The organism is Priestia filamentosa (assembly GCF_900177535.1).
Taxonomy (GTDB): Bacteria; Bacillota; Bacilli; order Bacillales; family Bacillaceae_H; genus Bacillus_I; species Bacillus_I filamentosa.
In genome coordinates, this window is the sequence record NZ_FXAJ01000001.1 from 233,715 (window position 1) to 257,710 (window position 23,996).

The 23,996-nt window shown below is 36.8% G+C and carries 25 protein-coding genes and 1 other annotated feature; of the genes, 23 read left to right on the forward strand and 2 right to left on the reverse strand.

Annotated features, from left to right (window positions below; translation table 11 throughout):
* Complete coding sequence (gene hemB / locus B9N79_RS01260; RefSeq protein WP_040057067.1) at window positions 1-972, forward strand: porphobilinogen synthase; 972 nt, start codon at window positions 1-3, stop codon at window positions 970-972.
* 24 nt (window positions 973-996) lie between these two features.
* Window positions 997-2,286 (forward strand): glutamate-1-semialdehyde 2,1-aminomutase, encoded by a 1,290-nt coding sequence (hemL, locus tag B9N79_RS01265; protein ID WP_046217888.1) that lies wholly within the window; start codon window positions 997-999, stop codon window positions 2,284-2,286.
* Between the two features lie 17 nt (window positions 2,287-2,303).
* On the opposite strand, the gene mscL is transcribed toward hemL, so the two are convergent.
* Window positions 2,304-2,693 (reverse strand): large conductance mechanosensitive channel protein MscL, encoded by a 390-nt coding sequence (gene mscL / locus B9N79_RS01270; RefSeq protein ID WP_046217992.1) that lies wholly within the window; start codon window positions 2,691-2,693, stop codon window positions 2,304-2,306.
* A 212-nt stretch (window positions 2,694-2,905) separates the two neighbouring features.
* Here mscL and B9N79_RS01275 point away from each other — a divergent pair, with 212 nt between their 5' ends.
* The 3 genes from B9N79_RS01275 (at window position 2,906) to ysxE (ending at window position 5,742) form a co-directional block, all read left to right on the forward strand.
* Window positions 2,906-3,088: a hypothetical protein gene (locus tag B9N79_RS01275; protein WP_040056866.1), complete on the forward strand. Its 183-nt coding sequence runs from the start codon at window positions 2,906-2,908 to the stop codon at window positions 3,086-3,088.
* A 299-nt stretch (window positions 3,089-3,387) separates the two neighbouring features.
* Entirely contained in the window at window positions 3,388-4,677 is a 1,290-nt protein-coding gene (locus tag B9N79_RS01280) for a LysM peptidoglycan-binding domain-containing protein (RefSeq protein ID WP_046217887.1), read from the forward strand.
* 33 nt (window positions 4,678-4,710) lie between these two features.
* Window positions 4,711-5,742 carry a spore coat protein YsxE gene (gene ysxE, locus B9N79_RS01285; protein ID WP_040056864.1) on the forward strand — a complete coding sequence of 344 codons (1,032 nt, stop codon included), beginning with the start codon at window positions 4,711-4,713 and terminating at the stop codon, window positions 5,740-5,742.
* A 7-nt stretch (window positions 5,743-5,749) separates the two neighbouring features.
* On the opposite strand, the gene B9N79_RS01290 is transcribed toward ysxE, so the two are convergent.
* Window positions 5,750-5,941 carry a hypothetical protein gene (locus tag B9N79_RS01290; protein WP_019391315.1) on the reverse strand — a complete coding sequence of 64 codons (192 nt, stop codon included), beginning with the start codon at window positions 5,939-5,941 and terminating at the stop codon, window positions 5,750-5,752.
* A gap of 171 nt (window positions 5,942-6,112) precedes the next feature.
* Window positions 6,113-6,352, forward strand: a binding site (T-box leader).
* Window positions 6,353-6,420: 68 nt separating this feature from the next.
* Here B9N79_RS01290 and B9N79_RS01295 point away from each other — a divergent pair.
* From B9N79_RS01295 to B9N79_RS01375, 18 genes are all read left to right on the forward strand, one after another.
* Window positions 6,421-9,060 carry a valine--tRNA ligase gene (locus B9N79_RS01295; RefSeq protein ID WP_046217886.1) on the forward strand — a complete coding sequence of 880 codons (2,640 nt, stop codon included), beginning with the start codon at window positions 6,421-6,423 and terminating at the stop codon, window positions 9,058-9,060.
* Window positions 9,061-9,118: 58 nt separating this feature from the next.
* On the forward strand, window positions 9,119-10,417 hold the full coding sequence (locus B9N79_RS01300) for a bifunctional folylpolyglutamate synthase/dihydrofolate synthase (RefSeq protein ID WP_019391317.1): 1,299 nt from the start codon (window positions 9,119-9,121) through the stop codon (window positions 10,415-10,417).
* A gap of 220 nt (window positions 10,418-10,637) precedes the next feature.
* A complete protein-coding gene (locus B9N79_RS01305) occupies window positions 10,638-11,879 on the forward strand; it encodes a VanW family protein (RefSeq protein WP_040056860.1) in 1,242 nt (413 codons plus the stop codon).
* A 69-nt stretch (window positions 11,880-11,948) separates the two neighbouring features.
* Window positions 11,949-12,086, forward strand: coding sequence for a pilus assembly FimT family protein (locus B9N79_RS25955; protein WP_019391319.1), 138 nt, complete (start codon window positions 11,949-11,951; stop codon window positions 12,084-12,086).
* Window positions 12,087-12,145: 59 nt separating this feature from the next.
* On the forward strand, window positions 12,146-12,898 hold the full coding sequence (locus tag B9N79_RS01310) for a prepilin peptidase (RefSeq protein WP_046217990.1): 753 nt from the start codon (window positions 12,146-12,148) through the stop codon (window positions 12,896-12,898).
* A 100-nt stretch (window positions 12,899-12,998) separates the two neighbouring features.
* Complete coding sequence (gene pilM / locus B9N79_RS01315) at window positions 12,999-13,961, forward strand: type IV pilus biogenesis protein PilM (protein WP_040056859.1); 963 nt, start codon at window positions 12,999-13,001, stop codon at window positions 13,959-13,961.
* On the forward strand, window positions 13,958-14,542 hold the full coding sequence (locus B9N79_RS01320; protein WP_046217885.1) for a hypothetical protein: 585 nt from the start codon (window positions 13,958-13,960) through the stop codon (window positions 14,540-14,542). The genes pilM and B9N79_RS01320 overlap by 4 nt, the downstream gene beginning before the upstream one ends.
* The gene (locus B9N79_RS01325) at window positions 14,543-15,286 is read left to right on the forward strand and encodes a hypothetical protein (RefSeq protein WP_046217884.1); all 744 of its coding nucleotides are present in this window, start codon (window positions 14,543-14,545) and stop codon (window positions 15,284-15,286) included.
* A gap of 155 nt (window positions 15,287-15,441) precedes the next feature.
* Window positions 15,442-16,416: an SPOR domain-containing protein gene (locus tag B9N79_RS01330; RefSeq protein ID WP_040056856.1), complete on the forward strand. Its 975-nt coding sequence runs from the start codon at window positions 15,442-15,444 to the stop codon at window positions 16,414-16,416.
* A gap of 118 nt (window positions 16,417-16,534) precedes the next feature.
* Window positions 16,535-17,104 carry a Maf family protein gene (locus B9N79_RS01335; protein ID WP_019391325.1) on the forward strand — a complete coding sequence of 190 codons (570 nt, stop codon included), beginning with the start codon at window positions 16,535-16,537 and terminating at the stop codon, window positions 17,102-17,104.
* Window positions 17,105-17,141: 37 nt separating this feature from the next.
* A complete protein-coding gene (radC, locus tag B9N79_RS01340) occupies window positions 17,142-17,813 on the forward strand; it encodes a RadC family protein (RefSeq protein ID WP_040057064.1) in 672 nt (223 codons plus the stop codon).
* A 379-nt stretch (window positions 17,814-18,192) separates the two neighbouring features.
* Window positions 18,193-19,215 (forward strand): rod shape-determining protein, encoded by a 1,023-nt coding sequence (locus tag B9N79_RS01345; protein ID WP_019391327.1) that lies wholly within the window; start codon window positions 18,193-18,195, stop codon window positions 19,213-19,215.
* A gap of 18 nt (window positions 19,216-19,233) precedes the next feature.
* Window positions 19,234-20,106, forward strand: coding sequence for a rod shape-determining protein MreC (mreC, locus tag B9N79_RS01350; RefSeq protein WP_019391328.1), 873 nt, complete (start codon window positions 19,234-19,236; stop codon window positions 20,104-20,106).
* The gene (mreD, locus tag B9N79_RS01355; protein ID WP_040056855.1) at window positions 20,103-20,618 is read left to right on the forward strand and encodes a rod shape-determining protein MreD; all 516 of its coding nucleotides are present in this window, start codon (window positions 20,103-20,105) and stop codon (window positions 20,616-20,618) included. Before mreC ends, mreD begins: the two co-directional genes overlap by 4 nt.
* A gap of 56 nt (window positions 20,619-20,674) precedes the next feature.
* Window positions 20,675-21,355 carry a septum site-determining protein MinC gene (gene minC / locus B9N79_RS01360; protein WP_040056854.1) on the forward strand — a complete coding sequence of 227 codons (681 nt, stop codon included), beginning with the start codon at window positions 20,675-20,677 and terminating at the stop codon, window positions 21,353-21,355.
* Window positions 21,356-21,357: 2 nt separating this feature from the next.
* Window positions 21,358-22,155: a septum site-determining protein MinD gene (minD, locus tag B9N79_RS01365; RefSeq protein ID WP_019391331.1), complete on the forward strand. Its 798-nt coding sequence runs from the start codon at window positions 21,358-21,360 to the stop codon at window positions 22,153-22,155.
* Between the two features lie 124 nt (window positions 22,156-22,279).
* Window positions 22,280-23,059: a M23 family metallopeptidase gene (locus B9N79_RS01370; RefSeq protein WP_019391332.1), complete on the forward strand. Its 780-nt coding sequence runs from the start codon at window positions 22,280-22,282 to the stop codon at window positions 23,057-23,059.
* Complete coding sequence (locus B9N79_RS01375; RefSeq protein WP_040056853.1) at window positions 23,052-23,915, forward strand: site-2 protease family protein; 864 nt, start codon at window positions 23,052-23,054, stop codon at window positions 23,913-23,915. The genes B9N79_RS01370 and B9N79_RS01375 overlap by 8 nt, the downstream gene beginning before the upstream one ends.
* Window positions 23,916-23,996: the final 81 nt, after the last annotated feature.

The following is a 23,996-nucleotide window of genomic DNA, read 5'->3' on the forward strand; positions in this document are numbered from 1 at the left end:
ATGTTTGATCGTCATCGTCGTTTACGTAGTTCAGAAAATATGCGAGCTTTAGTTCGTGAAAATCATCTTCGTCCAGAAGATTTTATTTATCCAATTTTTGTTGTAGAAGGAGAAAACATTAGAAGTGAAGTTTCTTCAATGCCTGACGTGTATCATGTTTCTCTTGATTATTTGAACAAAGAAATAGAGGAACTTGTTGAACTTGGTGTTTTATCTGTAATGGTTTTTGGAGTTCCAGCTCATAAAGATGAAGTTGGCTCACAAGCATATGATGAGCACGGAATTGTTCAAAAAGCTATCTCTCAAATTAAAGAGAACTTCCCTGAAATGGTTGTTATTGCAGATACTTGTCTTTGTCAATATACAGATCACGGACATTGTGGCGTTATTGAAGGCGGGAAAATCTTAAACGATCCAACGCTTGATCTTTTAGCAAGAACGGCTGTTAGCCAAGCAAAAGCAGGAGCAGATATTATTGCACCATCAAATATGATGGACGGATTTGTAGCTGCAATCCGCCATGGCCTTGATGAAGAAGGATTCGAAGATGTGCCAATCATGTCATATGCTGTGAAATACTCTTCTGCTTTTTACGGTCCGTTCCGTGATGCAGCTCATTCTACACCACAATTTGGTGACCGTAAAACATATCAAATGGATCCAGCAAATCGTACAGAAGCTATTCGTGAAGCTCAGTCAGATGTTGATGAGGATGCAGATTTCCTTATCGTTAAGCCAGCGTTATCTTACTTAGATATTGTCCGTGATGTAAGAGACAGATTTAACGTACCTGTTGTAGCATACAATGTAAGCGGTGAGTACTCAATGGTCAAAGCTGCTGCTGCAAACGGCTGGGTAAATGAACGCGATATTGTGCTTGAAAAGTTGATTAGTATGAAGCGAGCAGGAGCAGACTTAATTGTTACGTATCATGCAAAAGATGCATCAAGATGGTTGCGTGAAAAAAACTAGTGAATTGAAGGGAGAGAACATTAAATGAGAAGTTATGAAAAATCAAAAGCTGCATTTTTAGAAGCCCAGCAACTTATGCCTGGCGGGGTGAACAGTCCTGTCCGTGCGTTTAAATCAGTAAACATGGATCCGATTTTTATAGAACGTGGAAAAGGCTCGAAAATTTATGATATTGATGGTAACGAATATATTGATTATGTGTTATCATGGGGGCCTTTAATTCATGGTCATTCAAACGATCGTGTTATTGCAGCTTTAAAGAAAGTAACTGAAGCAGGGACAAGCTTTGGTGCACCAACGCTTGTGGAAAATGAGCTTGCAAAAGTTGTAATTGAGCGCGTGCCATCAATTGAAATTGTGCGCATGGTGAGTTCAGGAACAGAAGCAACGATGAGTGCACTTCGTCTAGCGCGTGGTTACACAAATCGAAATAAGATTTTAAAGTTTGAAGGTTGTTATCATGGACACGGAGACTCTCTTTTAATTAAAGCAGGCTCAGGTGTAGCAACATTAGGTTTACCAGACAGTCCTGGTGTGCCAGAAGGTATTGCCCAAAATACAATCACTGTTCCATATAATGATATAGAGAGCGTTCGTTATGCATTTGAACAGTTTGGAGAGGATATTGCAGGGGTAATTGTTGAACCTGTAGCAGGAAATATGGGCGTTGTTCCTCCTGTTGAAGGCTTTTTAGAAGGGCTTCGTAATATTACAAATGAATATGGCTCCCTTTTAATTTTTGATGAAGTTATGACAGGATTCCGGGTTGATTATAATTGTGCTCAAGGATATTATGGTGTGACACCTGATTTGACTTGTCTTGGAAAAGTAATTGGCGGAGGTCTGCCTGTTGGTGCATATGGTGGGAAAGCTGAAATTATGGAAAGAGTCGCTCCGAGCGGTCCAATCTATCAAGCAGGAACACTTTCAGGAAATCCCTTAGCTATGACAGGTGGTTATGAAACTTTAACACAACTTACTCCTCTTTCATATGAACAATTTAATCGCAAAGCAGATCGTCTTGAAGAAGGTCTTGTGAGCGCTGCTAAAAAGCATGACATTCCTTTTACAGCAAACCGTGCAGGCTCAATGATTGGCTTTTTCTTCACAAATGAAGAAGTTATTAACTATGAAACGGCTAAAACGTCTAATCTTGAGTATTTTGCAACATATTATAGAGAAATGGCAAATGAAGGTGTCTTCCTTCCTCCTTCTCAGTTTGAAGGAATGTTTTTATCAACAGCACATAGCGATGGAGACATTGAAAAAACAATCGAAGCAGCAGAAAAAGCATTTTCACGGATTCGTGGATAAAAGAAAAAAGGACGGCCTTATAGGCTGTCCTTTTGTTTTGACTTTTGCAGTGTAACAAGAATTTCTTGTAAGAGTTCTTCTTTTCTGTCAGGCTCTGGAGGAGCAGGCTCTTCCTCCTTTTTCTTTTTAAACCGCTCAATACCTTTAACAAAAAGAAAAATAGCAAACGCAACAATAAAGAAATCTACAATATTTTGAATAAATACCCCATAGGCTACAGTGGCATCACCAATCTGTACATTTAACCCTTTAAAGTCATATCCGCCCAAGATGATTCCTACAAGTGGCATAATAATGCTATCTACAAGAGAAGAAACAATCTTCCCAAAAGCAGCTCCAATTACAACAGCAACAGCTAGGTCTAATACATTTCCTTTTAAAGCGAACTTTTTAAATTCTGCCCACATCATAAAACACTCCCTTCTTTTTTAGGTTAGTTTCTCCCGATAAGGGTAAATTTACTAAGATCAAAGGAGTATTCTAAACGGATACATCCAGTGATAATTATCGTTTTCTTAATTTTAAATTATGTAATTAAAAGAAAACGTCATGAGAATGTTAAACAAAAGTAAAGGATAAATCAAGTCTATACGTAAATTCTTTATAAAGGGTGATTGAAATGGACAAACAAAAGTTAGAAAATATAATAATTGAATTGAAGAAAGAATTTAACATAAAAAACAATGAACTAACTGAAAGAGAAAAGGATTTGATTCATGCTAAAATGATAGGATTGATTACGGAAAAAGAAATGAAAAAGAGAGTTTTGAAAATATATGGGATTCCAATTCATGATGTTTAGAAAGAGGACAAGCGGGAACAGTTATGATGCACAACCTATTTCTTAAAACCTTCCATGAACTTAACTAGAGCCGTTTTCATTACGAAAAGGGCTTCTTTTTATGCGAAAAAAGAGCAGTGGAAGGGTTAGGGGTATCTTTTAGTCATAAATATACCTTTTACTCATACATCTATAAAGACAAATGATTTTCATCTTATGCGCTAAGAAGCGTGAAATAGCAACAAGGAAAGTATCAAATGGTGAAACGAGCCGTATGGCTTTTATCTTATTGAATGGGGAATTGAAAGGAGGAACAGACATTGTCAAAGGACAATCTGTCTTGCCTACGTTTTTCTGTAGAGGAATCTATTTATTTTCGTTCTGAACAGGAAGTAGATCAGCTTTTATCTATTTCTTTATCTCCTGATGTAGCAACTAATGAACTTGGAGATCAAGTATCCATTTATGGAGCACTAATGCTTGTAGGAGAATATGTACAAAAAGAAGGGGAAAGCTCTATTCGTGACCAAGCAGAAGGGCGAATGATTGAAGCCATTGAGTTAAGAGAAGATGGCATTACAACATTCGCTCATCGTTTTCCAATTGACATTACGATTCCACGAGATAGAATATCGAGCTTAGAAGAGCTTTATGTTGATGTTGAAAGTTTTGATTATGATTTGTTTGATCAACGTTCTTTAAAGCTAACAGCCGATATTTGCATTATAGGCATTGAGGATGCCACAGCAGAACCACAGCAGTCAGCTCCGCAAGATGAGGGTAGTTTGGAGGAAGAAAGCAAATTAGATGATGAGCTTGTATATCAGCCATTGTACCGTTCTGCTCCAAGCGAAGAGAAAGTAGAAAAAGAAGAGGGTGAATGGACAGAAAGAATTACAAATAGCTCACGATCTATTCAGAATCCTTATCAATTTCCAGAAGATGAACGAGAAGAAGAAGAAGAAGAAGATATAAGTGAAATTGAGGAACCATTTGAAGTAGAAGTAAAGAGAGAAAAAACAGAGGAAAAAGAAGAAGATCCTGTATTTGAGCCTTTGCAGTTGAGCAAAGAAGATTCTCCTTCTGAAGAAAACAACATTGCAGAACCCCATCAAGAAAGACCGGTTTCCTCTGAAAATGTGGAAGAGAAGAAGGAAACTGTTGAAAGCAGTTCACCAGCGGTTGTTACATCTGTAAGGGAAGAAGTTGAGACGAAAGAGTCGGAAACTCATCGTAAGGACAATGCGTTGTACTTAGCAGACCTAGATGAGGAAAGACCACTTTCAGAGGCTGACCTCCTTGAGAAAGTGGAAGAGAAGGAAGAGGTTGAAAGCAGTTCACCAACGGTTGTTACATCTACAAGGGAAGAAGATGAGACAAAAGAACCGAAAGCTCACCGTAAAGAAAATACACTTTATTTAACAGAGCTGTTTGATAGAGATGAGCAGGAAACGAAAACGTGCGTTAAAATGTGTATTGTTCAAGAAGGAGATTCACTTGAGCAAATTGCAGGGCGTTATGATCTGCCTGTTCATCAGCTTGTACAGGCAAACAATCTAGAAGATGAACAAGATGTAACAGAAGGTCAGGTTTTAACAATTCCTGTCTGAGTGAATTAAAGGAAGAAAGAGAGTGGGGCAAGAATGGAAAATAGTCTAAGAGCATATGGGCCCCTTCTACAGCAATATGGCTTACAGGCAGACTATATTGAAGACTATGGCAAAGTGAAAAAAGTATTTACGTCAAAAGGAGTGTTTGCGCTTAAAAGGCTATCCTCCTCTTGGCGTAATCCCCATTTTGTTCAGAAGATGACAAAGTTACACAAAAATGGGTTTACAAAGCTTGTGCCTGTTTATCCAACGTTAGAAGGCCAGTACTTTTCCAAAGGAGTGTCAGAACAGTTTTATTTGACACATTGGTTTCTGAACGAACGGAGAGAAGAACAGGATTCATTGCCATATAAGCTGTTTCGAGAACTTGCAGAGCTTCATGCCTTTTCATCTTATGAAGAGAAAATTGATGTAAAAGAAAAAGAAAAACATTATGAAGAGCTTGTCTCACGTTGGAACGAAAGAGAAACAGCTATGGCAACATATGTAGAACAAAGTGAAAAAGAGGTATATATGTCTCCTTTTCAGCTATATTTTTGTACCTTTTACTACGAAATGACAAGGTCCCTTACATTTGCAAAAGAACAATTTGAAAAATGGTATGAGACCGCAAAAGAGGAAGAAAAAACCCGTTTAGTAATTAATCATGGTAAGGTTTCTACAAAACATTTTGTTTATGATGAGAATGAAAATGGATATTTTATTAACTTTGAAGAAGCGAGAGAAGGTTCCCCTGTATATGATTTAGCAGATTTCTATTATCGTTCTTTAAAAACATATCCTCTTCAAAATCTAGATGTGTATGAGTGGTTTGAGAACTATGAAAGTCACTTTCCTTTAAACGAGACAGAGAAAAGGCTATTTTGTGCATATTTAGCTTTCCCTGAACGTTTCTACAAAGCATTTGAAAGATATCAGAAGAACAGTAGTAATGAGCAATATCACGTCAAGATGCTTATGGAAAGCTACTGGCATATGAAAAACGTTGAAGCACTTGTCACAAAAATTGTAGAAGTTGAAAAACAAAAAGAAATGGCAGAACTAGCCTCTGAACAAGAGGGCTAGTTCTTTTTTAAATCCATTCAAAATAAATTGATAATAGAATAGCTATGAAAATCAACAGAAGAAAAACGTCTAGGATAGATGGGAAAACAATTGTACGTACCGCTTGAAAAACAGTGAGCGGGATAATAAATTGAGAGCAAACAGCTCCTGCGTTCTGGGCCCATTTCTTTAATGAATAAGAATTGAAACGCTGCTTCAAATTTCTCATCTCCTTACGATAACAGATGTTTTTACATTATATGTTGAACACTTAGGCAATGTGCCTAAAGAAGAAAAGTGAAAAATGAGGAATAAAAGTGAAAAAAGATGGAGAAGCTTATTGACGATTTATAATTTTTTTGTATAGTATATAGAAGTAAACGAAATTAATGCTAATACAGTGCGCAGGAAGAGTATAACGAAAGATGCTTCAAGAGAGAGAGACTATATGCTGAGAAGTTTCTTAAGCAATCGCGTTAGAAAGTCACCTGCAAGTTGCTTTTTTGAACGGCTCAGTCCTATTAGAAAAAGTCGGCGAAAAGCCGTTATCTTTTCAAGTGCAAAAGCGCCCAAAGTGTGGCGTTTTTTGAAAAAAGGTGGTACCGCGAACTTCACTCCTTTCGTCCTTTTCAAGATGGAAGGAGTTTTTTGTATGCATTTTTGCATACTATTTATTTTACTTTAGCTGGAGGGAATAAGATGTCAGAACAAGAAAACACGATGCCGACAAAGTATGATCCGCAAAAGATCGAAGAAGGGCGTTATCAATACTGGTTAGAAGGAAAGTTTTTTGAAGCAAAAGATGACAAAAATAAGCCACCATACACAATTGTCATTCCACCGCCAAACGTAACAGGAAAGCTACATTTAGGTCATGCATGGGATACAACATTACAAGATATTTTAACACGTATGAAAAGAATGCAAGGGTATGATGTGCTATGGCTTCCAGGGATGGACCATGCTGGAATTGCGACACAAGCTAAAGTGGAAGCGAAGCTACGTGAAGAAGGCAAGTCTCGCTATGATTTAGGGCGTGAGAGATTTGTAGAAGAAACCTGGAAATGGAAAGAAGAATACGCAGCACATATTCGTACACAATGGTCAAAATTAGGGCTTGGTTTAGATTACTCTAAAGAGCGTTTTACATTAGATGAAGGTTTATCAAAAGCTGTTCGTCAAGTGTTTGTTAGCCTTTATAATAAAGGACTTATTTACCGCGGGGAATATATTATCAACTGGGATCCTGCAACAAAAACGGCTCTTTCAGATATCGAAGTTATTTATAAAGATGTACAAGGTGCTTTTTATCATATGCGTTATCCTCTTGCAGATGGTTCTGGGTATATCGAAATTGCAACAACTCGTCCGGAAACAATGCTTGGTGACACAGCAATTGCTGTTCATCCTGAAGACGAACGCTATAAGCATCTTATTGGTAAAAAAGCAATTCTACCAATTGTAGGCCGTGAGATTGAAATTGTTGGCGATGACTATGTTGACATGGAGTTTGGTTCAGGAGCTGTTAAAATTACACCTGCACACGATCCGAATGACTTTGAAATTGGAAACCGTCATAATCTTGAACGTATTCTTGTTATGAATCAAGATGGTACGATGAATGAGAAAGCTTTGAAGTATGAAGGAATGGACCGCTTTGAGTGTCGGAAAGCAATCGTAAAAGATCTGCAAGAAGAAGGCGTTCTATTTGAAATTGAAGAGCATCTTCACTCTGTAGGTCATAGTGAAAGAAGTGGAGCAGTTGTTGAACCATATCTTTCAACACAATGGTTTGTAAAAATGCAGCCTTTAGCAGATGCTGCTGTAGAACTTCAAGAGAAAGAAAACAAAGTAAACTTTGTGCCAAACCGTTTTGAAAAAACATATTTACGTTGGATGGAAAATATTCGTGATTGGTGTATTTCGCGTCAGCTTTGGTGGGGACACCGCATTCCAGCTTGGTATCATAAAGAAACAGGTGAAGTATATGTTGGAGAAGAAGCTCCAGCAGATATTGAAAACTGGGAACAAGATAATGACGTATTAGATACATGGTTTTCTTCTGCTCTTTGGCCTTTCTCAACAATGGGTTGGCCAGAAGAAACAGAAGATTTTAAGCGTTACTATCCAACAGCAGCGCTTGTAACAGGTTATGATATTATTTTCTTCTGGGTATCTCGTATGATTTTCCAAGGTGTAGAGTTCACAGGAGAACGCCCATTTAAAGATGTTCTTATTCACGGTCTTGTACGTGATGCTGAAGGACGAAAAATGAGTAAGTCATTAGGTAATGGCGTTGATCCAATGGACGTTATTGCGAAATACGGAGCAGATTCACTTCGCTTCTTCCTTTCAACAGGAAGTTCCCCTGGCCAAGACTTACGTTTTAGCTTTGAAAAAGTAGAGTCAACGTGGAACTTTGCAAATAAAATTTGGAATGCATCACGTTTTGCTCTAATGAATATGAACGGAATTAAATATGAAGAACTGGATTTATCAGGTGAAAAATCTGTAGCGGATAAATGGATCTTAACACGCTTAAATGAAACAATTGAGAGTGTGACAAACCTTGCTGATCGCTACGAATTTGGTGAAGTTGGTCGTGCACTATATAACTTCATTTGGGATGATTTCTGTGATTGGTATATTGAAATGGCGAAGCTTCCGCTTTATGGAGAAGATGAAGAGGCTAAGAAAACAACTCGTTCTGTTTTAGCATATATATTAGATCAAACAATGCGCCTTCTTCATCCGTTTATGCCGTTTATTACCGAGGAAATTTGGCAGAACTTGCCGCATGAAGGCGAATCAATTACAACAGCAAGCTGGCCTACAGTAAAAGAGGAGTTAACAAACAAAGAAGCTGCTGGGGAAATGAACCTTCTTGTTGATATTATTCGTTCTGTTCGTAATATTCGTGCTGAAGTAAATACGCCAATGAGCAAACAAATTAAGCTGATGATTAAAGCAAATAGTGCAGACATTAAAGAAAAACTTTCAAAAAATAAAGCGTATATTGAGCGTTTCTGTAATCCAAGTGAGCTTACAATCGATGTAGACTTAACAGCTCCTGATAAAGCAATGACAGCCGTTGTAACAGGGGCAGAGCTTATTTTACCGCTTGAAGGGCTTATTAACATTGAAGAAGAAATTGCTCGTTTAGAAAAAGAGCTAGAAAAGCTTAATCAAGAAGTAGATCGTGTTCAAAAGAAATTAAGCAATGAACGTTTCGTGAGCAAGGCGCCAGAACAAGTTGTAGAAGAAGAACGCCAAAAAGAGAAAGACTATGTAGAGAAAAGAGAAATTGTGAAAAAACGTATTGAAGAAATTAAGGGATAATCAGAAGACGAATCTTTTTTAAGATTCGTCTTTCCTATACATGAAAGGACAGAAGAGAATGATTTCTACATATAATGAAGCACGGAGCTGGATTCATGGAAGACTTCAGTTTGGCATTAAGCCTGGCTTAGAGAGAATGAGCTGGATGTTAGAAAAGCTAGGAAGCCCTCATAAGCAGCTGAAGGCAATTCATATTGCAGGTACAAATGGAAAAGGCTCTACGCTTTCTTATTTGCGTGAGATGCTTTGTGCAGGGGGATATACTGTTGGAACATTCACTTCTCCATACATTGAGACCTTCAATGAACGGATTAGCGTAAACGGCAAGCCAATACGAGACGAAGAGCTTGTTCATCTTGTAAATGAGGTAAAAGGTGTAGTAGAGAGCTTAAATGAGACAAATTTTGGAGAAGCTACAGAATTTGAAGTTATTACAGTGATGGCTTTTTACTATTTTGGAAAAGTGAATAAACAAGACTTTGTTATTTTTGAAGCAGGTCTTGGGGGTCGGCTTGATTCTACAAATGTATTGAATCCAATTGCTACTATTATTACAAACATTGGATTCGATCATATGAATATTTTAGGAAATACAATCAAAGAAATTGCAGGAGAAAAAGCAGGCATTATTAAAAGAAATATTCCGCTTTTTACTGCTGTTGAGCAAAAAGACGCACTTGATGTCATCCAACAGAAGGCCAAAGCTGAAAATGCATCTGTTTACGTGCTTGAAAGAGATTTTTACACTTCTTCTCTAGAAGCTGAAGAGTTAAGTGAAAGATTTCAATTTTCCGGATTTGATATTGTTCTTTCAGACGTTAAGCTGTCAATGCTTGGTGCTCATCAAGTGAAAAATGCAGCTTTAGCTCTTGCAGCACTTCTATATTTAAAGAAAACAGGACTTTTAAATATAGAAGGTAACAAGATATATGAAGGATTAAAACGAACAGCATGGCTTGGACGTTTTGAACAAATAAGCCAAAATCCACTCATTTTTCTAGATGGTGCTCATAACATTCAAGGGATTGAGAGTCTTGTTTCAACGGTGAAACGTCATTATAAGGAATATAGTATTCACGTTGTGTTTTCATGTTTAAAAGATAAAGAAGCTACAGAACTTGTTACAAGACTTGAGGAAATCGCAACAAGCATTATATTTACGACCTTTGATTTTCCAAGAGCAGACAATCCAGAACATATAGCGGCTGTAAGTCAACATAGTTCAAAAGTGATAGAAATGGATTTTAAAAAAGCGATTGAAAAAGGGAAACAAAATCTCACAAAAGGGAAAGATCTTCTTCTTATAACAGGTTCCCTTTATTTTATTTCAGAAGTTCGAAACTATCTTCTATCGTAAGGAAAAGAAAAAGAGAGCTCTAAAAAGAGTTCTCTTTTTTTATGTATTAACTTACAGCGGAGTCTTTCAAAATTTACTAGCTTAGTATAAAATAGGAGGTGTAAAGCCTTGGTTATAAAGGAAAAAAACAAGTTATATAGAACTAGGTCCAAAGACCTTTTGATGTGAGGGTATGGTTAGTTTACATGCATGTTGTTAGATATGTATAAAGAGCAACATAGTGAATGTGAAAAAAACTAATGATTCTGAAAAAGAAAGAGATAGAACAGAGGTAGGTGTTCTAGTGAGATTCACTAAAAAGGGAAGGGAAATCTTTTTATTTTTATTACTTTTTGTTCTTTCATGCATTGTTATTTCACAGGGAAGCGTATGGGCTTATGAAAAAATCATTGGTTCAAACACATCATTTGCAAAAGGAACAAAAATAGCAGGCATCTCAATTGGTGGTCTTTCTTATGAGAAAGCATATGAAAAGGTTAATAATAAAGTTAAGGAGTGGCAACAAAGTGGCCATCTTACTTTTTCATATGATAAAGAAGAAGTGCTCCTCGACCGATCAGTCGTTGTTTTTCATCTTAAAGAATCACTGAAACATGCTGAAACCCAAAAGAATGAGTCTTTAATTGTTGATATCAACAAGGATAAGTTATATGGAGATCTTTATAATCATGTCAAAGCTGAAGATCAAAAGAAAGTAAATAAAAAAAGTCTTGAAAAAACGATAGTGAACCAAAGCCAACGTTTAGCTACAAAGACGTTATTTGTGTTGCAATCCTATATAAAAGAACCAGAACCTTTAGAAGAGACCGTAGTAGCTGAAGTTGAACGACCATTATCAAAAGAAAGTAAAGAAAATCTTTCACAACTATTTGGATCTTCTTCTTCATGGACAGTTGGCAGCAAGGACGAATTTTCATTTAATTATGCAGTTCTGACTCAATATGAGGAAAGTTTTTTCCAAGAAAGTAGGGAAGTGCTCACTTCCTCTCTCTACGAAGCTATGTTACATACCGATTTTGCAATCACAGAGCGACATATAAGTACTACAAGGCAGTATCATGTTCCTCTTGGATATGAAGCTTATGTTTCACTTGGAAAAGAAGATTTAACCTTCGAAAATCCGCATTTAACTTCCTATGTTATCACTGTTAAGGTTGTGGGTAATAAGCTTATTACGACAGTAAGTGGAAAAGAATTGAAAAAGAAAATTGTAGTAAAAGAGAGAAGGAAAGAGACATATCCTCCTCGAACAATTGTAGAGTATGACCCGATTTTGAATGTTAATGAAACCCGTATTGAACGAACAGGAAAACAGGGGGAGAGTATTGAAGTTGTGCGATACATAACAAATGGCAAAGAAGATCAGGTTGTTGAAGTGATGAATGATGATTATTACCCTCCTGTTTTTTCTAAAGAAGTTAGAGGTCCAAAAGAAGAAAGGGAGGTAAACCATCCTGAATAAAATTTCTCCTTTTTGTGAATTCTCGCTGTAGACAAGAGCATACTAGAAAGAAAAAGGAGTATGCCTTTTATGAATAAATTTAAGCATTTGACTTTAAAAACAGAGCAAGGTTTTTCTCTTTTCGGGATTATTGTGATTGTTTTCATTCTTGCAGTACTTGCATCATTTCTAATTCCGAGCATTGGAGAATGGTTTTCAAATCAATAGAAAAACGGATGAGGTTTCCATTTGAAAGATTAAAAATCTTTAGATGGGATGATCGAAAAATGACAATCATTACGATTTATCTATTTTGTTCAGGTTTAGTTTTAGGCTCTTTTTTTAATGTGGTTGGATTAAGACTTCCGATTGGAAAATCTTTAATTTATCCATCATCAAGATGTCCTTCATGCAACTCAAGGCTGCAGGTAATAGAGCTTATTCCCGTTATTTCATACATATGGCAAAAAGGAAGATGCAGAGTATGTGAATATAAGATATCAGCTCTTTATCCAACTATTGAGCTCAGTACTGCTGTGCTTTTTTCCCTTGCTCCTTTTATAACAAATGGATTCGGAGAAGGTTTGTTATATATAACGCTCTCTTCTTTATTAATAATGGTCATTGTATCAGACCTTTCTTATATGGTTATACCGAATTCACTTCTTTTATTTTTCTTACCTATCCTCATTTTGGAACAATGGTATTTTTCTCTTGCTTCTTTTTCACATATGGCAATAGGAGGAACACTTGGTTATCTTGCTCTGCTTGCTATTCTTCTCCTTAGCAGAGGTGGTATGGGAGGAGGGGATGTGAAATTATTTGGTGTTATCGGCCTTGTTCTAGGGATAAAAGGGGTATTTCTTTCTTTATTTCTTGCTGTCTTGTTTGGAGCATGTGGTGCAGTTATTGGGATGATAATTGGAAGAGTTCAAAAGGGTAAGCCATTTCCTTTTGGCCCCTATATTGCGTTTGGAACATTTATTGTATATATGAAAGGTGATCAGTTATTTAGTTGGTATATGGGATTTTTCATTTAATGATAGATTGCGTGATAATTGTTTAATATACAAGGGGCTAGAATCATATTACTCTAGGTCTTTGCATGATGACTTTTGTAGGAATAGGTGTGTGAACAGCATGAAATTTCGTTTTTTTCAAAAAAACAAGCTGGTTAACATTGTAATCAAGGATTATGAAATAAGAGTGCTTCAGACAAATAAAGAAAATGCCTTTGAACAGCCAATCTATCATACGATTGCTTTGAAAAGGGGAATTGTAGAAAAAGGCAGAATTAAGGATTATGTAAAACTACAAGCAATTTTACAAAAACATTTAAAAGAGTGGAAAATGCAAAAACAGCTTGTTCATTTTACAGTACCAGATGATCTTGTTGCCCTAAAGGAAGTTATCCTTCCCTTTGAGATGGATAAGAATGAAGAAAAAGAGTACATATTGCAAGAATTAAAAGACGATATCCCGTTTGAAGATCCTATGATTGACTATTTTTATAAAGAAGAAATGGAAGAAGAAAAAAAAGCTATTGTTTTTGCAACACCTGAAAAAGAGCTTATTGATTATGTAGCGCTCTTAGAAGAAACAAATTTAAAACCAATTGGAGCTAGCGTTTCATCCATTGCTTTGTACAGGCTTTTTTATCATCTCGATTTAGCAGGTGATGGGGTTTTTATGCTAATGAATATTGATTTAGAAGGGGTACAAATTGCGACTTTCGAAAAACATCAACCTGTATTTCTAAAGTTTTTATCTTTTTATGAGTGGATGGAGTACTGGAAGAACGAAGAGGACGCTTTTATTTGGAAAGGCGCTGACACTGAGTTTAACGACTATATGAATCACTTAATAGAAGGATTGATTAGTGTGTATACATCAAGTGAAATAACGCTTGGGAAGAAAATAAATGGTGTACTTGTTAGTGGGCATCATCCAGCTTTTAGCTCCCTTCACAAAAGGCTTCAGCAATCATTACATGTGAAGGTATCTCATATTCAAAAAGACGCTTTATTTCTTCATGACCGAGTTGGTGTGCCTGAAAGTGGCTATGTTCCATTTGGTCTTGCACTTAGAGAGGTGCACTTATGATAGGAGATGTGAATTTCTTACCTGAGAAAGAACCGCGTAATATAGCTCCATTGCTTCTTTTTCTAATCCTTATCGTTTTTGCTATTGGAGTTCTTCTTTATGGGTATATTCAATATCAAGATAAGAAAGAAAATATTAGCCGTACAGAAGCGCAAATCACAAAAGTAAAAGAAACGAGAGAAACTTTAAATGTGCCAAGCTGGATCGGAGAGTATCATGATTTGAAAAATGCAGTGGATTGGAGTGAAAGTAGAAAAGGAGACCTTAACCTTCTATTAACAAGTTTAGTTGAAGAGCTTCCTCAAAATGGTTATATCGAGCAATTTTATCTAGACGACTATAATGTGCTTTCATTAGAAATTCAGCTTGAAAATCATCGTGATGCAGCTTTTTATTTACAAAACTTAAAAGATTCATCACTTGTTGAGAAAGCGAGCCTTTTGTCTATTGATACATCTCATGTTACAGAAGAAGTGGAGACGCAAGATGGGGAACTATCAACATATCAAGCAACATATTCTCTCATCATAGACTTAGAGCAGCTTAAAACACAGAGTGAAAAGCAAGAGGAGACAGAATAAATGATATGGTCTGTAAAGAAAAAACACGTATTGATATTAAGTATTTGTTTCCTTGTTTTATTCTTTCTCATTTTTTGGCTTTATCATCACTACTATGCTCCTCTTGAACTTAAAGAAGAAGTAAAGGCAGAGACGTTAAAGAAAGAGCAAGCATATACTAACAAGCTGAAAATAGAAAGTGAAGGAAAAGAAGTTACCGCAAAAGATGCCTATAATTTACAAAAAACTATTCCGATTGACGTGAACTTACAAGACATTTTACTTTCGATAGAAAAAGCAGAGCTAAAAGCGAACATAACAATCGTTGATATGGCTTTTGGAAAAGATGAAATCATAAAGAAACAGCGCGAGAAAAATCAAAGCTTAGAAGAATATGAAAGATGGAATGAGCATAAGCGAGAGGTTGGAAATATGCCTCTGCATATGCCAGGCAACCTAAAGGGGCAAAGCATTGAAGTGACATTCGAAGCTTCAACATATGAAGAAGCGCTAGGCTTTCTAAATGATTTTAATAAAAGTGAGCGTGGAGTTGCAATTGAAGGGCTATCAATTCAGCCTGCTAAAAGTGAGGAGAACGTCGAGCCTTCAGATGAGGAAAGCGAAAGTACAACAGAGCAGTTGCCACAGTATGTGCTTAGCTTTACAGTTTTTTATTATCCATCATTAACTAATATGCCAACTAAACCGAATGAACTCAGTACTCCTGATGGTGAAGGAAAAACAACGCCTTTTAAAAATGAATAATACAAAGAAGAACAACACATATTGTCGAAAGAAACTACGAGCAAGGCGACAAATGTCTTGTTCTTTTTTTATTTTAATGTGATAGGGTTGGTGTAGGTTTTAAGGAGACGGTACTATTCTAACGTACAATCATGGACTAACAGGGTGGTGAAATGGTGGACAAGCAATCCTCAGATAAAATATTAGTTAAAATTAATGGAAAGAAACAAGAAGCAACATTAAGCAAAAAACAGAACAATAAAAAGACGTTTTCATGGGTGCTTCCAGAAACAGAAAAGGAAATATCAGCAACTGCGGAGGAATCAAACATTGTTCCGCTCAAAAAGGTAGATCGCTATAAACAGGAAAGAAACAAGAAGCTTATTAAAAGGAAATCTTCTCTTCCACCAGGGAAAAAACCGTTTTGGTTTAAGATAGTAGGCATTGTAGCATGTGCTTGTCTAGTAGGAATAGGTCTTGGGTTGTTTAGCGTAAACATGCTGACAGCAACGGAAGAGAAGACGCCTAAACAAGAGAAAATAGCACAAGCAAAAGAAGGAAAAGATTCTGAACCAAAAGAATCGGTCAGTTCAAATAGTGAGGGAAAAAAGACAGAACAGAAAGAGCAAAAGAAATCTTCTTTTACAATTAAGCTAGATGCTTTTATTGTGCAGGCAGGTGTTTTCTCTACAAAAGAGGCCGCTGAAAAAGAAGGGAGAAAGCTATCTGTACCTGTTGAAGTTATAAAGCAAAATGATAAATTCACTCTTATAGCAGGAATTTCACCAACTTTGAGTGAAGCGAGAGCTCTTGGTAAAAGAATAGAGGAACAGGGCGTATCTGTATATGCTAAAAAGTACGAAGGAGATTTGCAAGCGAAAGATATTGCTGATAAAGATGGAGAGCATCTTGCAATGCTTCTTCAGACGGCTATTGTTCAATCTTCAAAAGCAGTTGAGGGAGAGGAAGTGGAACAAGAAGCTTTAAAGGAACTTAAAACACAGCTTGGTACGCTTTCAAAGAAAGATGACTTGAAAGAATATATAACTTCTCTTAGCAGCCTTGAAAAAAGTATTGAAGTACCGTTAACAAAAGAAGGTGGAGAAGGGATGCAAAAAAACCTTTTAAAAGTAATTGCTAAACTTTCGTAAAGATCTCTTTGAATGAAAAGGGGTCTTTTTATTATGAACAAATTGTGATTGCTCCCTCTCTTTGTTAAAATGAGAATGTATCTCTCTACTCAATCATAAACGCAAAGGAGTTTCCATAATGAAAACAGCATTGGTATTAGCTTCTAATTCTCCACGTCGTCGTCAGCTTCTACAAGAAGCAGGCCTTACATTTACTATTCGCCCAAGTACAATTGAAGAGCATATGGATCAAAAGCTTCCTCCTTCACAGGTTGTTACAGATCTTGCAACTCAAAAAGCTGAATCTGTTCCAAAGAATGATGAGGAAGTTGTTCTTGGTGCAGATACAATTGTAACTGTAGACGGAAAAATTCTCGGTAAGCCGTCTGATGAAGAAGAAGCTTTTAAGACACTTCGCTTTCTCTCTGGAAGAACTCATGAAGTTTTTACAGGAGTTGCGCTTGTAAAAGGAAAAGAGACATCAACCTTTTATAGTCGTACAGAGGTAACTTTTTATGAGTTAACAGATGAAGAAATAATGCGCTACATTGGGACAGGAGAACCAATGGACAAAGCAGGGGCGTATGGTATTCAAGGAAAAGGAGCTTTGTTTGTTAAAGAAATTAGCGGTGATTATTATGCTGTAGTTGGTCTGCCGCTCTCAAAGACGGTGCGAGAATTAAAGAAACTTGGGGTTTCCCTTCCATAATAAAAAGGAGGGAATACAAGTGAAAAAAGAATGGGTTATGATTCAAGACTTTCCTGATGATGAAAGGCCTAGAGAACGCCTTTTATCGTTTGGTGCAAGTCATTTATCTAACAACGAACTTTTGGCAATCTTGCTTCGCACAGGAACAAAAGAGGAATCTGTGCTTCAACTTGCCAATCGAATTTTACACAAATATGACGGATTGCATCTTATGAATCAAGCTACTGTTGAAGAACTTACAAGTATTAAAGGTATTGGGATGGCTAAAGCCATTCAGATTATAGCAGCACTTGAAATTGGAAGAAGAGTAGCGAATCTACATGTGACAGATCGATATGTTGTAAGAAGTCCTGAAGATGGCGCAAACTACGTTATGGAAGAGATGCGTCATTTATCACAGGAACATTTTGTTTGCCTCTTTTTAAATACAAAAAATCAAGTTCTTCTAAAAAAGACCATCTTCATTGGTAGTTTGAACTCCTCAATTGTTCATCCACGTGACATCTTCAGAGAGGCGTTACGCCGCTCAGCAGCTTCAATTATTTGTATTCATAATCATCCATCAGGAAGTCCTGAACCAAGTAAAGAAGATATAGAAGTAACCAAAAGGCTTAAAGAATGCGGAATTTTAATGGGAATCGACATTCTTGATCATATTATTATCGGTGATCGTAAATTTGTTAGTTTAAGAGAGAAAGGTTATGTGTAACAAAATTCTGTTTCATACGTTAATAGTAAGGAAGCAGGGTTTTTTTGTTATTATTAGCAATCAAAACTAGAAAAACAGGGACAAGATTACTCTACCTTTTTTATTATGATTACGTTATAATAAAAGGCATGGATTTTTTGAGAAAGTCTTGAAAAAATACTGTTTTTGTCGAAGATTACCTTTTGATGACAGAATCCATTTTTACATTGACATATGCTCTTGGACTCGACACAATAAAGATTGTTGGTTTTTTATAACATTCTTTGTATGAGTAACAATAGAACTAGACTTTTAGTGAATAAAAACAAAAAGTCCTATATCAATTAAAAATAATAGATAAAACTTTGTGATATTTGAGAGAGAAAGGGAGATACACATTATGTTTGGAATTGGTACACGTGACCTTGGAATCGATTTAGGTACGGCTAACACATTAGTATATGTAAAAGGAAAAGGAATTGTTGTTCGTGAACCATCGGTTGTAGCGCTACAAACAGATTCAAGAGACATCGTTGCAGTGGGTAACGATGCTAAAAATATGATTGGACGTACACCCGGAAATGTCATTGCTCTTCGTCCAATGAAAGACGGCGTTATTGCTGATTATGAAACAACAGCAACAATGATGAAGTATTATATCAAACAAGCACAGAAAAATAAGAGCGTCTTTTCAGGTAAGCCATATGTCATGATTTGTGTTCCTTCTGGGATTACAGCAGTTGAAAAACGAGCGGTTATTGATGCAACTCGTCAAGCGGGTGCACGTGATGCTTACACAATTGAAGAACCATTTGCTGCTGCAATTGGAGCGAATTTACCAGTATGGGAGCCAACTGGTAGTATGGTAGTAGATATCGGTGGAGGTACAACAGAAGTTGCTATCATTTCACTTGGTGGGATTGTAACAAGTCAATCTATTCGCATTGCTGGTGATGAGATGGACGAAGCTATTATTCAGTATATTCGCAAAAACTACAATCTTATGATTGGAGAACGTACAGCAGAAGCAATGAAAGTAGAAATCGGTTCTGCAAGTACACCAGAAGATGTAGAAAATATGGAAATTCGCGGTCGAGATCTTTTAACAGGATTACCAAAAACAATTGAGATTTCTGCCGACGAAATTGCAGACGCTCTTAAAGATACTGTGCAAGCAATTATTGATTCTGTAAAAAGCACGCTTGAGCAAACGCCTCCAGAGCTTGCAGCAGATATCATGGATCGTGGAATTGTTCTAACAGGTGGTGGAGCGCTTCTTCGTAACCTAGATAAAATGATTAGTGATGAAACAAGCATGCCTGTTGTTATTGCAGAAGATCCACTTGACTGTGTAGCTATCGGAACAGGAAAAGCTTTAGAACATATTGATCTATTTAAAAACAGAGCAGAGTCCAAGCGATAAGATTAGAGGTGTAACGTCATGCCACAATTTTTCTTCAATAAAAGATTGATTGTGTTACTAGTAAGTATCATTATTCTCGTGGCATTGATTGGTTTTTCTTTAAACGGACGTAAAACGATCACATGGCCAGAGCAATTTGTTAAGGATACAGTTGGACTGGTACAGTCAACGGCCCATAAGCCGGCTCAGTATGTTGCCGATTTCTTTGGAAACATTGAAGATCTCAAAAATACATATGAGGAAAACAAAGTACTAAAAAAGAATCTTGATAAATATATGCAGCTCGAAGCAGATGTGAAAGATTTAGAGCGGAAGAACAAAGAGCTTAATGAGCGACTTGATAAAGATTCAACACTACGTGATTACGATCCAATTAATGCTACGGTCATTGCAAGAAGTCCTGATCGATGGAATGAAGCGATTTCTATTGATCGCGGAAAAGTTCATGGAGTCGAAAATGATATGGCTGTTATGACATCAAGCGGTTTAATTGGACGTGTCGTAGACGCATCACAGTTTACATCAACAGTGCAACTACTAAGCTCTCAAGATCGAACAAACCGCGCTTCTGTTACAATCCAAGGATCTAAAAATGTAAATGGTCTTATTTCAGGCTACGATCAAAAACGTGAAGCATTGATTCTAACAGGTATTCCTCATAGCGCGAAGATAAAAGAAAAGCAAAAAGTCATTACGTCTGGGTATTCAGGTGTTTTCCCTCAAGGACGTATTGTTGGAGAAATTAGCGATATTGAATCAGATAACTATGGGCTAACAAAAACAGCATATGTAAAACCTGCAGCTGATTTTAAAGATATCCAAGATGTGACAGTATTAAAACGAGTAGAACCTTCTCCACAGAAATCACTTGATGAGGAGGAAGAAGAGTGATTCGTTACTTCCTTCCCATCATTGTTTCTGTAGTGTTTATTGCTGATAGTTTATTCGTGAACTTTTTTGCTAATCAATCTTGGTTTCATCAGTGGATTTTATCACCGAAACTGACGCTTATTGTGTTGCTTTTAGCGACGATTTACATAAATCCGAAAAAAGGAATTCAGTATGCGTTCTTTTTCGGTCTTTTGTATGACATCGTGTATACAGACTTGTTAGGTGTTTATATGTTCGGGATGCCTGCAATTTGCTATATTGTATCCAAGCTGTTAAAAGTTCTTCAAACAAATGTTGTCATCATTACGATTTTAACAATTGTGGGGATTACGCTGTTAGAGTTTTACGTTTATGAGATTAACAGTATGATTGGTTTGACGCATATGTCTATGGACCGCTTCCTAACATATCGCCTTTATCCGACACTAATCTTAAACCTTGTTTTTGTGGTTCTTCTAGCGTACCCATTAAAAAAACAGTTTGAAAAAGTAGCTTATAAGCTAACAGATTAACAGTTGCGTATAAAGAGGAATTTAACTAGCCCTTGTCGAAATAAACATTCGTTGAGGTGAACGTTGTGAAGAAACAAAATGTAATTATAAAAGGAACAAAAGATGGATTAACGTTGCATCTCGATGATACGTGTTCGTTTCACGATGTGCTAAATGAATTGGAGCGAAAATTGTCTTCAAATCAATATGGAGGACACAATCAACTTGTGTCTGTTCAATTAAGAGTAGGAAACAGATATTTAACGCCCGATCAAGAAGAACAAATAAAGTCACTCGTTCGGAGTAAAAATCATCTTGTAGTAGAGAGCATTGAGTCAAACGTCGTGTCAAAAGAAGAAGCATTAAAAATTAAGCAGCAAAATGAAATTGTTTCAGTAGCAAGAGTCGTACGCTCAGGACAAGTCTTGCACGTGGAAGGAGATCTTCTTTTAATTGGAGATGTTAATCCCGGTGGAACAGTCATTGCTGGAGGAAATATTTTTGTGCTTGGCGTATTAAAAGGCATTGCACATGCCGGCTATTATGGAAATGATCAAGCTGTTATTTCAGCTTCTAAAATGGAACCAACACAGCTCCGCATTTGTGAAGCTTTTAGTCGTGCAGAGGAAGCCGATAAAAATGAAGAACATGATATGGAGTGTGCGTATCTTGATGAAGACAAGCGCATTGTCATTGAACGCTCACAGCTTATGTCTCATCTTCGCCCTAATTTGACACGCTTAGAAAGGAGAAGTTGACATTGGGAGAGGCTATTGTTGTTACGTCAGGAAAAGGCGGCGTTGGAAAAACAACGACGTCTGCTAACTTAGGAACCGCACTCGCCCTAACTGGTAAGCGGGTTTGCCTAGTCGATACAGATATCGGTTTGCGCAATTTAGACGTTATTATGGGGTTAGAGAACCGCATCATCTATGATTTAGTAGATGTTGTGAACGGTCGCTGTACGCCTCAAAAGGCGCTTATTAAAGATAAGCGTTTTGAATGTTTATATTTGTTGCCTGCTGCTCAAACAAGTGATAAAACGGCCGTAACGCCGGAGCAGATGAAAGAACTTATTACAGAACTAAAGCAAGACTATGATTATATCATTATTGACTGTCCTGCTGGAATTGAACAAGGATATAAAAATGCCGTTTCTGGAGCAGATAAGGCTCTTGTTGTTACAACACCTGAAATTTCATCTGTTCGTGATGCGGATCGTATTATTGGATTGTTAGAGAAAGAAGACATCGAATCTCCAAAGCTTGTAATTAACCGTATTCGCAGTCATATGATGAAAAATGGAGATACGTTAGATGTTGATGAAATTGTATCATTGCTGGCTATTGATTTAATTGGCATTATTGCGGATGATGAAGATGTTATCAAAGCATCCAATAATGGTGAACCAATTGCCATGGACCCATCAAGCAAAGCAGCAATTTCTTATCGTAATATCGCAAGACGTATTTTAGGAGAGTCTGTACCGCTTCAATCTCTAGATGAAACCAAACAAGGTGTTTTTTCTAAAATTAAGAAATTCTTCGGCGTGCGTTAGTTTTTATAATATATGATTAAAAAGCTAGAGCTTTTCCAAAAGCTCTAGCTTTTTTATTTTGTCATAACCTCACAGGACAAGTCATACATTTGTTACAAATGACTTGAAGGATTGGTGAGAAGCGATGAATCGACGTGTCCAAGAAGTTCGTAAGCGAATAGCCGATCGGCGAAGAAATGGGGGGAAAGAAGAGAAGCCGCAAAGGAAGTTTTCATACGATGATTTAATTTCAGATGAGGAAAACTACAGTGGAGAACGATTTCCGACTTATGAATACAATCCAGAAAGTAAAGAACATCATCCATTATTCTCTCCTCAGTGGTTTCTATTTAAGCTGTTAACTTCTTTCTGTCTGGTTTTAATTGTTGCTATTCTTTTTAGAAATCCAGCAGTACAGCTCGACGGAGCAAGAACCTTTGTAGAAGATACGATGGAAGAAAGTTTTCAGTTTGCTAAAATGTCTGCTTGGTATGAAGAGAAGTTTGGTGAACCTCTTGCTCTCATTCCAAAATCTGTAGGAGAAGAGCCGACAGAGGAAGCAAACTCTCAGTATGTTGTGCCAGCATCGGGGAATGTTGTTGAAACATTTGCAAGCTCAAAAAAAGGGGTAACCGTTGAAACAGGAAGTCAAACAGCGGTGCAAGCTATGGATGCAGGGTTTGTTAAAAGCATTGAAGAGAAAAAAGATTTTGGAAATACAGTTTCAATTCAGCATGCTGACGGATCAGAGTCATGGTATAGCGGGCTTGCAAATATTGATGTAAAAACGTTTGATTTTATTGAAAAAGGACAGGTTATTGGAAAAGTGAAGACAGAAGGGGACGATAAAAAAGGAAGCTATGGATTTGCTCTTTATAAAGATGGTAAATTTATGGATCCTAGTAAGGTGATCTCCTTTGAATAACTTTTTTCATCTTTTTCGCTCAACACACATCCATCCGCTTCTTTGGGCTATCTTAGCAATAGGAATCATGACAGGCCATATCTATGACCTTATCCTCTTATTTTCATTAGTATTATTACATGAGCTTGGGCACGTTTTTGCCGCTAGCTTTTTTTCATGGAAAATCAAAAGAATTATGCTCTTTCCATTTGGAGGAGTAGCTGAAATTGATGAATATGGAAACAGACCGCTTTATCAAGAAGTGATTGTCATACTGAGCGGTCCGTTTGTTCACCTTGTTTTAATGTTAGGATCTTTTATTGCTCTTTCGTCTTCTCTTATTACACATGAATTTTATGAACAGTTTATGTTTCAAAACGTTCTTTTACTTTGTTTTAATTTGCTTCCGATTTATCCGCTTGACGGAGGAAAACTCATGTTTGTTTCGTTTAGTCTTTTTGATTCTTTTCAAAAGTCCTTTGAAAAAACGCTTCGAATTTCAGCTGTTTTTCTATCGTGCATTGCGGTAGTGGCTCTTTTTCTTTATTCTACTCATCTGCATCTTTGGATGGTGTTGTGCTATCTATGTTATAGCCTTTATTATGAATGGAAACAAAGGGACTATCTTTATATTCGCTTCCTTCTTGATCGATACTATGGCAAAGGGGAAACAATTCTTGATCTTTCCCCACTTGCCGTAAATGGGGGAGAAAAGATTTATCATATTATTCGTAGGTTTAAAAGAGGACAAAAACATATTATTATTGTAGAGGAAAAAGAAGGAAGAAAGCAACTAGATGAAAATGAACTTCTTCATGCTTACTTTGTAGATAAGCGCATTAATGATTCTATTGATGAGCTTGTTGCCTTTTATTAAAAAGAGGGTGAAAAGGAAAGTAACAGACAAACATGTTACTTTCCTTTTTGTTATGGTAAAATCCAACTACATAAGAGATAA